Consider the following 13,025-nt stretch of genomic DNA (forward strand, 5'->3'; position numbering starts at 1 on the left):
TAAAAATAGTGTGAGGTTGGTGTGGATTTTATGAAAACAATAGGTTTAATTGGTGGTATGAGTTGGGAATCGACTATTGAATATTATCGAATTATAAATGAAGAAATAAAAAAGAGATTAGGAGGATTACATTCAGCAAAATGTATTCTTAATAGTGTGGACTTTGAAGAGATTGAACGATTCCAGTTTAATGGAGATTGGGATGGAGCAGGAGAAGTATTAGGGAATGCAGCATATTCGTTACAGAGTGCAGGAGCAGATTTTATAATTATTTGTACAAATACAATGCATAAAGTAGTTGAGAAAATAAAGGAGAATATTCATATCCCAGTCTTACATATCGCTGATGCAACAGCGAAAGAAATGATAAGGAAAGATATTCAAACGGTTGGTTTACTTGGAACTAAATATACAATGGAGCAAGATTTCTATAAGTTACGCATAGAAGAAAATCATATAAATGTAATGATTCCATCAAAAAAGGATAGAGAAAAGATAAATGAAGTAATATATACAGAACTATGTTTAGGAAAGATAACATCTCAATCTAGAGAGTATTATAAAAAAGTTATAGAAGATCTAGTACAAGAAGGGGCACAAGGAATCATATTAGGTTGTACAGAAATAGGTTTATTAGTTAAGCAGGAAGACGTATCCATTCCGATATTCGATACAACTCATATACATGCAGTTGAGGCAGTTAATTTCGCTTTACGAAATAGAGTATAATTATATTATGTAACCAAGTTCGTGTGTGTGGAAAACATTCAGAAAATATTTTATAATGTAAGTGGTTACATTTAAGGGGGAATGCGTATGTTTTCAGTTCAGCCAATCGCATTTGTACATAATGAAAGAAAGGAAATAAAAGATGATGAGTGGGGAGAAGTAAAATCCTATATTACTTTAACTGAAATGTATACAGAAGAAAGTATACAAGGGATTGAAGATTTTTCTCATATTGAAGTTGTTTTTTATTTTCATAAAGTAACTGATGAACAAATTCAATATTTTGCTAGATATCCTAGAAATAATCATGATTATCCTAAAGTAGGTATTTTTGCACAGCGTGGAAAAAATCGTCCGAATCGTATAGGAGCAACCATTGTAAAGGTAATCAAAAGAGAAGGTAAATCAATTATTGTTGAGGGGTTAGATGCTATTGATGGTACCCCTATATTGGATATAAAGCCGATAATGAAAGAGTTTATGCCGAAAGAAGAAATCGTACAGCCTAAATGGGCAACGGATATAATGAAACAGTATTGGAAGGGGAATGGAGTAAAATGAGAATATATGAGGCAACAATTGCAGATTTAGATGGACTAGCATCAGTTTTTAATAACTATCGTATGTTTTATAGACAAGATTCCGATTTAGAAGGAGCAAAAGTATTTTTACGAAATCGAATCGAGAAAAAAGAATCAGTTATTTTCGTGGCAGTTGAAGACGGGGAATATATTGGATTCACACAATTATATCCATCATTTTCTTCTATTTCGATGAAAGAATTATGGATTTTAAATGATTTATTTGTACAAGCTACTAAGCGCGGGGCAGGAACAGGAAAAAAATTATTAGAAGCTGCTAAAGGATTCGCCTTAGAACATGGTGCAAAAGGTGTAAAATTACAAACAGAGATTGATAATTTATCAGCGCAGCGATTATATGCTGAAAATGGTTATTTGAGAGATAATCGTTATTTCCATTACGAATTAACATTTTAAAAATATAAGATGAAAAGAGACATTTTTATTGTAAAAATGTCTCTTTTCATTTGCGTTATAGTTGATTTAAAACCCAATTTGTAGCATCTTCAAAGTTTTCTGCAATGTAGTTTGGTTCAATATGTGCCCATTTGTCTCGGTACGTATGTAAAGCAGCGTATCCAGCGCCTGTGCGAACTAATATCGTTATCGCATGCACTGTTGCTCCTGCAACAATATCGGTCCAGCGATCACCAATTACAGCGCATTTTGTTAAATCAAGCCCGTGTTTTTCAGCTGCTTGCAGCAGCATACCTGTACCTGGTTTACGACATTCACAACCATCACCGTGTTTGTGAGGACATACGTATATATCATCAAAGCCGAAACCTTTTAATTCTTGTACGAAATCAGTAACAGTTGCTATCCCGTCTGCGATACCTGGCTGATTTGTGAAAGAGAAAATTTTTATATTTTGAGCTTTTAGTTTTTGCAAAGCTGCTTTTGTAAACGGAAATAATGTAAAAGATCCCGGATAATGTATTGTAGTGTCACCACCAATTGTACCATCACGATCAATAAAAATAGCTTCGATGTTTGTCATAGTTTTAGTCCTTTCCATTTATAAGTAGTTTAAAAGTGTTTCACAAATCGATATCCATTCACTTCATATCCTAATTTTTTGTAAAAAGGATGTGCTTCTAATCTTTTTGTTCCACTGACTAGCCATGTGCCGATACAATTATGTTTCTTTGCTAATTGCTCTGCGTAATCCATTAATACTTGCCCAATGCCTTTCCGTCGTATTGTAGAATCAACACTAATAATTGAAATTTCCCCGTACCGAGTTACATCTTCTAAATTTTCACGTATACGAAACCCAAGTAATCCAAATATAGTGTCCTCTTCTTCATAAACATATAGAAAATCAAAAGGACTCATTTGTACGAATTGTAATCGGTTGTTCATATCTTCATATGAAATAGAGGAACCTTTTAGTTCTGTTGTTAAAGAGCAAAGTGCATCTATATCGTCTATCGTAGCTTCACGAATTTGAAAACACATATTATCCACTCCAATTAAATGTAATCAAACATTAAGTATTCTGTTAAAAAATATTTATTCCTGCTTTGAAAATAAATATTTTATAATGATATATAGATAGTTATATGTTATTCTTTTCCTAGTTTGTATTGGAAATGGAAAGAAGGGGAATGTATGTTAGAAGTAAATATCCGTTCTGCTGGATATGAAATAGGTGAAAAAACAATTCATGATATTGCCTTTTCGATTGAGCAAGGCGAATTAGTTGCTCTTATTGGCGCAAATGGTGCCGGGAAAAGTACAACGATTAAAACGATGCTCGGGTTACTTGTAAATGTGAATGGTGAAATATCATTTGGTGAAAAGAAAAATCCATATGCATACGTGCCCGAACATCCAACTTATTATGATTATTTGACGCTCTGGGAACATATTGAATTATTAATGGCTGCTCGAGGGAACAAAGTAGGGAGCTGGGAAAGGAAAGCGGAAGAGTTATTACATATGTTTCGAATGGATAAGCATAAGCATGAGTATTTATCAAAGTTTTCAAAAGGTATGAAACAAAAATCGATGCTCATTTTGGTATTTTTAACTGAACCAGATTTTTATATCATTGATGAACCTTTTATCGGTTTAGATCCAGTAGCTACGAAAGAATTTTTAAGTTATTTATATAAAGAAAAAGAACGTGGCGCGGGTATATTACTTTGTACGCACGTATTAGACACAGCTGAAAGAATTTGTGAGAGATTTTTACTCATTTCACAAGGTACATTAGTTGCAGATGGACATTTAGAAGCAATCCAAACGTTAGCAGAAATGCCAGGGGGTTCATTATTAGATTGTTTTGATGGAATTGTAAGGCGTGAACAACATGATTAAACAACAATTTTATAAAAGATTGCGCCATGAACTGGGCCGCAAATGGAAGTCCATACGTTCTATAACGGATTGGACAGTTGCGCTATATATTATTATTCCAGCATTTATATTTATGGGGATTTATTATCGTTCACTATGGACGGAAGAATTATCGATGGGAGAGACTATTTATTTCGGATTAGGTCTACTCGCATTTTATGTGATGACATATGGAAGAGGAGTTCGCTCATTTTTTGAGCAAGCGGATAGTTTATTTTTAATTTCGTATCCTGCTCACATGCAAAAATTAATTCAGTATGGCATGACATATACGTTTATTCGAATAGCAATAACGAATGTAGTAGTTGTTGTTGCGATGTTACCAGTGTTGATGAAAAGTATTGGAGTGACAAAGATACAAGTCGTATTATTTTGGCTATTCTTTACTGTATTTCGATTTCTGTTGGCGTTATTAACGAGATGTATTCATATACGTGTGGGGAAACGATGGCTACTGTGGATTATAAAAAATGTAATATTTTCTACAAGTCTATCCTTTTTCGGATTGAGTTTGTTTCTTATTTATAAAAATCCATTTTATTCTATACTAAGTATCGGTCTAGCAGTTTTTCTAATTATCGTATTGATAAAAGAAAAATTAAATTATAAAAATTGCTTTTTTAAAGAAGTTGAGAAAGAAAAAGAAGAAAGTATGCGCTGGACGAGTGGGATTATGCAAGTTGGTGGTCATACGGCTAAACCGAGTAGTTCGAATAAAAAGGCGTGGATGTTTCCACGTTCTAAAAAGTTTTTAGGGAAGAAAAAGGATTCTCGTATTGTTGAATCCTTTTTAAAAGAATTTTTCCGTACAAGTAGTGCACGAATATTTTATATTCAAATTGTATGTATAAGTACTGTAAGTATTATTATGAGTCCGAAGTGGATTGCCGCTATCATTCTTGCATTTGCTTTATTTGCAATTTCCCGTTATGCGCGCGACTATTGGAATGAATTTACGAAAAAAATGTTTCTTCATTTATATTGTGATGAAGGAAAATTACTATTGTTAAGATGGAAGGCAGATCGATATTTATTACTTCCAGTAATCCTTTTATATGGGTTGGTTATCCTTTCTCATTTTTATTTAGTACCAGCTGCAATTGCCGGGATTATTTTTATAGTATGGATTGGTGGGGTTGTATTTTTACCATAAAAAAAGAGCCGGAAAATGGCTCTTTTTCTAATCTGTCACACATTGATAAAGAAAGTATGCTAAAACGAGTATGCTTGCGGCGGAATACATGACATCTAAAGACATATGATCGCCTCCTCATTGTTGTTGTATTTTATTGTATGAAATCTTACAATTTCATATTCAAGTGAAAAATATGTGAACGTTAACAAAATTGTAAAGTGCAAAAATTACAATCATTTTGTATAATAGAAGAAACAACTGTTATATAAAATATAATGAGTGAAAGGGGAGGGAACATACATGCCAAATTGGTTTAGAAAAACCTTAGTCGCCTTAATTACCGTATTTACATTTGGTTTAGTGACGCCTCCTTCCATATTGCTTGATAATGCCAAAGCTGCGGACAAGCCTACGAGCACAGCTGGGCAACAAAATTTGGAGAGTACGTCCTATACATATGAAGAAACGAATGACAGGTTAACCACCGATACTTTTATTACGTATGCAATGCAAGAAGCAGAGAAGCAGTCGATGCAAAAGTTTGGCACTAAAATTGGTCCAGTAATTGAAGATGAATTTAAAGATGTAATATTACCGAAAATTGAAGAGGCAATTGCTGAGCTTGCCAATGATGTACCAGAAGATTCACTACAGTCATTAGCGATTTCCCAAAAACCAGCTGGTGGGAATAATGAAAAAATCTTTCACGTTTATGACACGAAATCAGGAAATGACTTATTGCGATTTCATGTAAGGAGAGATCATCCACCGCAAGATGGTTACTATTTTAATTTCCACTATCACCGTTTTGATGATGGGTACTCTGGACACCATGAGTTAGGGAATATTTATTGGAATACAAATGTACCACCAAAGTGGCTTTCTTAAAAAGAACAAGAGAAAATCTTGTTCTTTTTTTATGTGTATAGAAGGGTAAGACAACTACGGTGTTGAATAAGGTAGGTTTAGAAAAAAGAAGAAAAGGGAGTATGGGAATGCAAAAATATATTGTTTTTGACTTTGATGGCACATTAGTAGATTCACAAAATATATTTGTACCAATTTATAATCAAATTGCTAAAAAGCACGGATATAAAACGGTAAAGGAAGAAGAAATTGAGTATTTACGTAAATTAACGATGCCAGAGAGATGTAAACAACTCGATGTACCATTGTATAAACTACCGATATTAGCACTAGAGTTTTATAAATTGTATCAACCTGCCATAAAAGATCTTATTTTGTTCCATGGGATGAAGGATGTATTAGATGAGTTACATAAAAAAGGCTACGGAATTGCAGTCATATCATCGAACTCAGAAGAGCATATTCGGGCATTTTTACACAATAATGATATAGAAAATATACAAGAAGTGTATTGTTCTAAAAATTTGTTCGGTAAAGATAAAATGATAAAAAGATTTTTAAAATCGAAAAAAATAACTGAGAAAGATATGTTATACGTCGGTGACGAACAGCGAGACGTAGCAGCGTGTAAAAAGGCTGGGGTGAATGTAATATGGGTATCTTGGGGATATGATGTTATTGAAACAGTGAAAAAAGATGCACCAGATTATATGGTCAATACACCGATGGAAATTGTGCAAGTAGTACAAGGGGCGTATTCTTAATAGGAATAAACTTCGAGCAGGCATTCATTATATTGAATTTTGGGTAGCGTATACACCAAATGTAGAAATGTAAGGGGGAATATACATGAAAACAATTACAACATGGCAAAACAATATACAAATAGTAAAAGATGCAGTTAATATTGAAGAAATTTCTAAAGGTTTCTCACCGGATAAGAAATATATCATTACGAAAGCGAATAATGAAAAATATTTATTACGGACAGGCGATATAAAAGAGTATGAAAGAAAGAAAATAGAGTTTTACATTTTAAATGAAATGCAAAAACGTAGTGTACAAGCTCAAAAACCAATTGAAATGGGTTTATTGGCAGAAGAAGGTTTATGCTATAGTATTTTTTCATATTTAGAAGGGGAAGATGCAAAGAAGCTATTGCCTACGTATTCACCAAAAGAACAATATGAAATTGGCATAGAGGCAGGAAAAGATTTAGCAAAAATGCATACATATGAAGCTCCTGAGGATATTCCTCCATGGTATGAAAGAGCAATGAAAAAACATCGGAAATATGTAGAGGCATATAAAACATGTGGAATAAAAGTAAAAAATGATGATAAAATCATTAAATTTATAGATGAAAATGAAATATATTTGAAGAATCGCCCAAATCGATTTCAACACGATGATTTTCATTTAGAAAATATAATTGTACGTGATGGGAAATATGTAGGTGTTGTTGATTTTAATGGCTACGACTGGGGCGATCCGCTTCATGATTTCGTGAAAATTGCACTATTTGCAAGGGACATTAGTATTCCGTATTCAATCGGACAAATAGAAGGATACTTTAATGGGAGAATACCAGAGGAGTTTTGGAAATTATATGCGGTGTACGTTGGCATGACAGTTTTCTCTTCAGTTGTATGGACATTACGAGCAGCACCACACATGTTAGATGATACGTTAGAACGCCTTACTGTCGTTTTAGAGGATCATAAAAACTTTGAGCTATTAAAGCCAATTTGGTTTCAACCAGAAAAGATTAAGATGAAATAAAAAAGGTAGGTATAATTCACATCTACCTTATAATCGCGATGAGTAATCGAAACAACTTCTTTGAAAATTTCTGTGTACATTGCTTTTCCTCCTGACAATTTAATTAGTTGAATAATAGAATTCTGTATTCTTTACGTATTATCCTTTTTTAGATAGAGAAAAGAGGGATGTGTTATCATCCCTCTTTTAAAAAATTATTTAATTTTCGTAAATACAAGTGGCTGCGTACTTAACATAGCTGGTACATGTAACTGAAGGGATGGAAATTCACCACTCACATTCATTTCATAAGCGAATAATAAACTCATTTTCATTTGGAATAAATCAACTTTTGCAGAGAAGATGTCGTAATGATGATGCGCTAATTGAATGTCCATCTCCATAAATTGTACATATAACGAATTATCTCGTTTGTATACTTGTAATGTTCCGTATGCAGGATGTTCGAAAGTACCAGTATAATCGTCTAACTTGTGAGAAGGTGTAGTCCCTTTCGTTTGTTCAGGAATGGATTCGGTTGCTTCTTTCATCATCTCCTTCATTTTTTCAGTATCTTCTACAGCACGTTTATGCCAATCAATGGATTCTAATTCAAGTAGTTCGTCATAAATTTGATTAGCGAGATAAGTAGGAAGTAGTGTGCCTCCAGCATTCGTTAAAATGACAAGGCCTATGTTTTCTGTTGGTATGAATGAAACAAGTGCTGAAAACCCATCAATATTACCGCCATGATGAATTACCTTATTACCACGATAAGCGCTAATAAACCAACCAAGGCCGTAACTATTTAATGGAGATTCAGGAAGTGACAAAACTGGTTGATCTGGAATGGAATTATGTGGTGTATACATTTGTTGTAATAATTCAGAGGAGATTACTTCATGATCTCCAAATTTCCCTTTGTTTAAGTGAAGAAGGACCCAATTTGCCATATCTTTAATTGTAGAATTAATACACCCAGCAGCGCCAACTGTATCAATGTTACGGAATGGAACTTCTTTTATTTCACCTTCAATTTCAATGTAAGGTAAAGCATAATCATCTGTATTTTGTGAATCTGTAACAGAGAAGTTTGTTTGATCCATATTTAAAGGTTCTAAAATATGTTCTGTAGCGTATTGCTCCCACGTTTGATTCGTAATGATTTCTACAATATAACTAATTGTTGCATACATTAAGTTGTTATATAGAAAGGAAGTTCGAAACGGTGCATCAAGCGGTAAATGTTTTATTTTTTCAACAAGATCTTTTCGAGATAAGGAAGAGCTATACCAAAGAGCCTCATGGCGGCTTACACCGGTTCGATGAGAAGCTAAATCTCGCCCGGTAACTTGTGAACTAGCAAGTAGATCAGATAAAGAGAAGTTAGGTATATAAGACTGGACAGGACTATCCCAATTGAACTTTTTTTGCTGTGCTAACAAACTTAATGAAAGTGTGCCAAAAGCTTTCGTTGAGGAACCGATTGCGAACCGAGTACTCGGTGTAACAGCATCTTTTGTCTCTAGATTTCGATAGCCAAATCCTTCTGAAATAATAACTTCACCGTCTTTTATAACAGCTACAGCAGCTCCAGGAACGTTTAAATCCTTCATCATTTTTTCAACCGTTGTTTGTAAAGAAGTCATAACAGGCGTTTCAATTTTAGACATACTTCTAACCTCCAAATATAAATTTTGTTCTACCGCACTATACTTTCGGTAATAGAAAATGAAAACCTTTATAAATGTGGAAAGTTAATAATTTTGTAAGAATTACTGAAATAAATTTTATTAATCAAGATTATTAAATTTACTGTTTTTCATGTTATGATAAATTGCATATAAGATTGAAAGAAGGTTTTACTACATATGAAACATGCTGAAAATGAATACTTAAATTTATGCCGCCATGTAATGGAGCATGGTACGAAGAAAGAAGATCGTACAGGGACAGGCACTGTGTCTGTATTTGGATATCAAATGCGTTTTGATCTAAGTAAAGGATTTCCTTTATTAACGACAAAGAGAGTGCCGTTTCGCCTTGTAGCAAGTGAGCTACTTTGGTTTATGAAAGGTGATACAAATATTCGTTATTTATTGCAGCATAATAATAACATTTGGAATGAATGGGCATTTAAGAGTTGGGTAGAAAGTGACGAGTATACGGGTCCTGACATGACTGATTTCGGTCTTCGCTCACAACAAGATGAAGAATTTAAAGTTCAGTACGATGAGCAAATGGAATTGTTTAAAAAGAGCGTTTTAGAAGATGATGATTTCTCAAATAAATATGGTTATTTAGGAGACGTATACGGTAAGCAGTGGCGTGCCTGGAAAACGACAGCTGGTGAGACGCTTGACCAATTAAAAGATGTAATTGAAATGATTAAAAAAACACCAGACTCACGTCGTCTAATTGTATCTGCTTGGAATCCTGAAGATGTACCAAGTATGGCATTACCACCGTGTCATACGTTATTCCAGTTTTATGTAGCAGACGGTAAACTTTCTTGTCAGCTATATCAAAGAAGTGGTGACATATTCCTTGGAATTCCATTTAACATTGCGAGTTACTCACTACTAACACATTTAATTGCGCATGAATGTGGTCTTGAAGTGGGAGAATTTGTTCATACAATTGGAGATGCACACATTTATACGAATCATTTTGAGCAAGTAGAAAAGCAATTGGCACGTGAACCACGTCCATTTCCGAAACTTACATTAAATCCAGATGTAAAATCTGTGTTTGATTTTGAAATGGAAGATTTAACGATTGAAGGATATGATCCACACCCAGCAATTAAAGCGCCGGTTGCAGTGTAATTGTAGAGGAGATGAAAAGATGATAGTTTCATTTATGGTCGCAATGGACGAGAATAGAGTAATTGGTAAAGATAATAATTTGCCTTGGCGTTTACCGAGTGAATTACAATATGTAAAGAAAACAACGATGGGTCATTCGCTTATTATGGGAAGAAAAAACTATGAAGCGATTGGTAGACCACTGCCTGGAAGACGTAATATCATTGTAACTCGTAATGAAGGGTATCATGTTGAAGGCTGTGAAGTAGCACATTCTGTAGAAGAAGTGTTTGAGTTATGCAAAAATGAAGAAGAGATTTTTATTTTTGGCGGAGCACAAATTTATGATCTCTTTTTACCTTACGTAGACAAGTTATATATAACAAAAATCCATCATGCATTTGAAGGAGATACATTCTTCCCAGAAATAGATATGACAAATTGGAAAGAAACTTTTGTTGAAAAAGGATTAACGGATGAAAAAAATCCGTATACGTACTATTATCATGTATATGAAAAGCAACAATAATAATAAAGATTGATGTGAATATTCGCATCAGTCTTTTTATTTATATCCATCAATATAGGTTTATAGATGAGATTCGATAGTGCTATAATGAAAGGGAGCATGTGAAAATGCTAAAATTTGCAAGAGTATTAAGATAGAAAGAGGAGGAGAATCGATTGAGAAAGATATGGGGGATTCTTTTTCTTTGCTTAACATTCATGTTAGTCGGATGTGGTAAAGAAGAAAAACCACAAGAAGCATTTGATACATATGCAAAAGCATGGAATAAACAAAAATTTGCAGAAATGTATGATCAATTATCAGAAAAGGCAAAAAAAGATATTTCAAAGAAAGAATTCACTGAGAAATATGAAAAAATTTATTCTGGCATTGAAGTGAAAGACTTAAAAGTAGAAGCAGGAGAAGTAAAAGAAGATAAAAAAGATGAAGGTCCTGTTCCTTTTAAAGTAAGCATGGATACAGTTGGTGGTAAAATCAATTTTGCCCATGAAGCAAAAATGGTGAAAGAAAAAGATGGAGATAAAGAATCTTGGAAAATAGATTGGACTCCTGATTTTATCTTCCCAGGTATGACAAAAGATAGTAAAGTGCGTATGCAAACGACAGAGCCAAAACGTGGTGAAATATACGATCGTAATGGAAAAGGTCTTGCAACGAATGGGAAAGCTTCTGAAATTGGAATAGTTCCAGAAAAATTAGACGATACTGCTCCGCAAACGAAAGAGACAGTAGCGAAGTTATTAAATATGTCTGTAGAAGAAATTGATCAAAAACTAGCTGCTAAATGGGTAAAACCAGGGTATCTCGTACCAATTGGAATTTTGCCTGAAGGGGCAACGCAAAATACGTACATTGATTTAGCTGGTGTTTCAACAAAACCGGTAAATGTTCGTACATATCCGTTAGGGGAAGCAGCAGCACATCTTACTGGTTATATTGGAAAAGTGAATGCTGAAGATTTAAAAACGCTACAAAAGAAAGGCTATCAAGCAGATGATCCAGTAGGTAAAGCTGGTTTAGAGCAAGTACTGGAAGAAAAGCTACGTGGTAAAAAAGGTGGCCGTGTCTTTGTAGAAGATGCCCAAGGGAAAGAAATTAAAAATTTAGCAAAAACAGATGCTGTTGATGGGGAAAATGTAACTTTAACGATTGATAGTGCTGTTCAAGAAAAAACTTATAATGAAATGAAAGGTGAGGCTGGTTCAAGTGCGGCAATTAATCCGAAAAGCGGAGAAACACTTGCACTTGTAAGTAGCCCAGCATATGATCCTAACATAATTGCAAGAGGGACATCAAAAGCACAACGCGATGCATGGAATAACGATCCGAAAAAACCGATGACGAATCGATTTACACAATTATCAGTTCCAGGATCTGTATTTAAGCCGATTACAGCTGCAATCGGTCTTGAAACGAAAATAATCGATCCAAAAGAAGAATTGAAAATTGAAGGATTAAAATGGACAAAAGATTCTTCTTGGGGTAATTATTATGTAACGCGTGTAAAAGATGCAAATCCGATTGATTTTGATAAGGCAATGAAATACTCGGATAATATTTATTTCGCACAAGAAGCTTTGAAAATCGGAAAAGATAAATTTATGAGTGAAGCGAAAAAATTCGGATTCGATGAGAAATTACCAATTGAATATGGATTCCCAGCTTCTAAAATCGCCAATGATGGTATTAAAAATGATATTCAAATGGCAGACACAGGTTATGGACAAGGACAAGTCTTAATGACACCGCTCCATTTAGCATTAACGTACGCGCCAATTGTTAATGATGGAAACATACCTTCTCCGTATATTATTAAAACAGATAAGCAACCAAAAGTTTGGAAAGAGAATGTCATTTCAAAAGGCAATCAGGATATATTAAAAACTGCTATGACGAAAGTAATTAATGATCCAGATGGTACTGGGAAAATTGCTAAAATTGATGGAATGACTCTTGCTGGAAAAACAGGTACAGCGGAATTAAAAGTATCAAAAGAGGCCGAAGGAAAAGAACTAGGCTGGTTCGCTGCATTTGATTTAAATTCACCAGATATGGTCATTACGATGATGATTGAAGATGTAAAAGGTAGAGGTGGAAGTAATATTCCTGCTGAAAAAGTGAAACATGTTTTTCAAAAATAAATTGTAATAAAAGGCTATCTCTATAATTTATAGGGATAGCCTTTTTGTATGAAAAAAATTCTTAATATCTTTATACTCAATTTTAAAGAAACAAAATAAATCATTAACTTA

At 33.9% G+C, this 13,025-nt stretch carries 14 protein-coding genes; 11 read left to right on the forward strand and 3 right to left on the reverse strand.

The annotated features are described in order from the left end of the window. Window positions 1–30: 30 nt before the first annotated feature. From AAG068_RS10705 to AAG068_RS10715, 3 genes are all read left to right on the forward strand, one after another. Window positions 31–729 carry an aspartate/glutamate racemase family protein gene (locus AAG068_RS10705; protein WP_342719254.1) on the forward strand — a complete coding sequence of 233 codons (699 nt, stop codon included), beginning with the start codon at window positions 31–33 and terminating at the stop codon, window positions 727–729. An 87-nt stretch (window positions 730–816) separates the two neighbouring features. Further along, the gene (locus AAG068_RS10710; RefSeq protein ID WP_088327120.1) at window positions 817–1,290 is read left to right on the forward strand and encodes an SAM-dependent methyltransferase; all 474 of its coding nucleotides are present in this window, start codon (window positions 817–819) and stop codon (window positions 1,288–1,290) included. Next, window positions 1,287–1,727, forward strand: coding sequence for a GNAT family N-acetyltransferase (locus tag AAG068_RS10715; protein ID WP_098670186.1), 441 nt, complete (start codon window positions 1,287–1,289; stop codon window positions 1,725–1,727). Before AAG068_RS10710 ends, AAG068_RS10715 begins: the two co-directional genes overlap by 4 nt. A gap of 55 nt (window positions 1,728–1,782) precedes the next feature. Here the strand turns inward: AAG068_RS10715 and AAG068_RS10720 are convergent, their stop codons facing one another. Continuing rightward, window positions 1,783–2,310: an HAD-IIIA family hydrolase gene (locus AAG068_RS10720; protein WP_342719255.1), complete on the reverse strand. Its 528-nt coding sequence runs from the start codon at window positions 2,308–2,310 to the stop codon at window positions 1,783–1,785. Window positions 2,311–2,339: 29 nt separating this feature from the next. Next, window positions 2,340–2,771, reverse strand: a complete 432-nt coding sequence (locus AAG068_RS10725) for a GNAT family N-acetyltransferase (RefSeq protein WP_342719256.1) — start codon at window positions 2,769–2,771, stop codon at window positions 2,340–2,342. 153 nt (window positions 2,772–2,924) lie between these two features. On the opposite strand from AAG068_RS10725, the gene AAG068_RS10730 reads away from it, so the two are divergent. The 5 genes from AAG068_RS10730 (at window position 2,925) to AAG068_RS10750 (ending at window position 7,458) form a co-directional block, all read left to right on the forward strand. Next, window positions 2,925–3,635, forward strand: a complete 711-nt coding sequence (locus AAG068_RS10730; RefSeq protein ID WP_342719257.1) for an ABC transporter ATP-binding protein — start codon at window positions 2,925–2,927, stop codon at window positions 3,633–3,635. Beyond that, the gene (locus AAG068_RS10735) at window positions 3,628–4,827 is read left to right on the forward strand and encodes an ABC transporter permease (RefSeq protein WP_342719258.1); all 1,200 of its coding nucleotides are present in this window, start codon (window positions 3,628–3,630) and stop codon (window positions 4,825–4,827) included. Before AAG068_RS10730 ends, AAG068_RS10735 begins: the two co-directional genes overlap by 8 nt. A gap of 282 nt (window positions 4,828–5,109) precedes the next feature. Beyond that, entirely contained in the window at window positions 5,110–5,697 is a 588-nt protein-coding gene (locus AAG068_RS10740) for a YpjP family protein (RefSeq protein WP_001134412.1), read from the forward strand. A gap of 107 nt (window positions 5,698–5,804) precedes the next feature. After that, window positions 5,805–6,440 (forward strand): HAD family hydrolase, encoded by a 636-nt coding sequence (locus AAG068_RS10745; RefSeq protein ID WP_139365374.1) that lies wholly within the window; start codon window positions 5,805–5,807, stop codon window positions 6,438–6,440. 85 nt (window positions 6,441–6,525) lie between these two features. Next, window positions 6,526–7,458, forward strand: coding sequence for an aminoglycoside phosphotransferase family protein (locus tag AAG068_RS10750; protein WP_342719259.1), 933 nt, complete (start codon window positions 6,526–6,528; stop codon window positions 7,456–7,458). Between the two features lie 194 nt (window positions 7,459–7,652). Here the strand turns inward: AAG068_RS10750 and AAG068_RS10755 are convergent, their stop codons facing one another. Then, on the reverse strand, window positions 7,653–9,110 hold the full coding sequence (locus tag AAG068_RS10755; protein ID WP_342719260.1) for a serine hydrolase: 1,458 nt from the start codon (window positions 9,108–9,110) through the stop codon (window positions 7,653–7,655). 198 nt (window positions 9,111–9,308) lie between these two features. On the opposite strand from AAG068_RS10755, the gene AAG068_RS10760 reads away from it, so the two are divergent. The 3 genes from AAG068_RS10760 to pbpC all read left to right on the forward strand — a co-directional run bounded on the left by AAG068_RS10760 (window position 9,309) and on the right by pbpC (window position 12,914). Next, window positions 9,309–10,265: a thymidylate synthase gene (locus tag AAG068_RS10760; RefSeq protein ID WP_342719261.1), complete on the forward strand. Its 957-nt coding sequence runs from the start codon at window positions 9,309–9,311 to the stop codon at window positions 10,263–10,265. A gap of 19 nt (window positions 10,266–10,284) precedes the next feature. After that, window positions 10,285–10,773: a dihydrofolate reductase gene (locus AAG068_RS10765; protein WP_098670196.1), complete on the forward strand. Its 489-nt coding sequence runs from the start codon at window positions 10,285–10,287 to the stop codon at window positions 10,771–10,773. Between the two features lie 155 nt (window positions 10,774–10,928). Beyond that, window positions 10,929–12,914 (forward strand): penicillin-binding protein 3, encoded by a 1,986-nt coding sequence (gene pbpC / locus AAG068_RS10770; protein ID WP_342719262.1) that lies wholly within the window; start codon window positions 10,929–10,931, stop codon window positions 12,912–12,914. Window positions 12,915–13,025 lie beyond the last annotated feature (111 nt).

The sequence above is a fragment of the Bacillus paramycoides genome, from assembly GCF_038971285.1.
In the GTDB taxonomy this organism is placed as follows: domain Bacteria; phylum Bacillota; class Bacilli; order Bacillales; family Bacillaceae_G; genus Bacillus_A.

Excerpts from the sequence above, each read along its gene's own strand:
- AAG068_RS10755 (WP_342719260.1), bottom strand. The coding sequence starts at position 9,110 with ATGTCTAAAATTGAAACGCCTGTTATGACTTCTTTACAAACAACGGTT.
- AAG068_RS10710 (WP_088327120.1), top strand. The coding sequence starts at position 817 with ATGTTTTCAGTTCAGCCAATCGCATTTGTACATAATGAAAGAAAGGAA.
- AAG068_RS10725 (WP_342719256.1), bottom strand. The coding sequence starts at position 2,771 with ATGTGTTTTCAAATTCGTGAAGCTACGATAGACGATATAGATGCACTT.
- AAG068_RS10745 (WP_139365374.1), top strand. The coding sequence starts at position 5,805 with ATGCAAAAATATATTGTTTTTGACTTTGATGGCACATTAGTAGATTCA.
- AAG068_RS10740 (WP_001134412.1), top strand. The coding sequence starts at position 5,110 with ATGCCAAATTGGTTTAGAAAAACCTTAGTCGCCTTAATTACCGTATTT.
- AAG068_RS10750 (WP_342719259.1), top strand. The coding sequence starts at position 6,526 with ATGAAAACAATTACAACATGGCAAAACAATATACAAATAGTAAAAGAT.
- AAG068_RS10705 (WP_342719254.1), top strand. The coding sequence starts at position 31 with ATGAAAACAATAGGTTTAATTGGTGGTATGAGTTGGGAATCGACTATT.
- AAG068_RS10715 (WP_098670186.1), top strand. The coding sequence starts at position 1,287 with ATGAGAATATATGAGGCAACAATTGCAGATTTAGATGGACTAGCATCA.
- AAG068_RS10730 (WP_342719257.1), top strand. The coding sequence starts at position 2,925 with ATGTTAGAAGTAAATATCCGTTCTGCTGGATATGAAATAGGTGAAAAA.
- AAG068_RS10760 (WP_342719261.1), top strand. The coding sequence starts at position 9,309 with ATGAAACATGCTGAAAATGAATACTTAAATTTATGCCGCCATGTAATG.
- AAG068_RS10720 (WP_342719255.1), bottom strand. The coding sequence starts at position 2,310 with ATGACAAACATCGAAGCTATTTTTATTGATCGTGATGGTACAATTGGT.
- AAG068_RS10765 (WP_098670196.1), top strand. The coding sequence starts at position 10,285 with ATGATAGTTTCATTTATGGTCGCAATGGACGAGAATAGAGTAATTGGT.
- AAG068_RS10735 (WP_342719258.1), top strand. The coding sequence starts at position 3,628 with ATGATTAAACAACAATTTTATAAAAGATTGCGCCATGAACTGGGCCGC.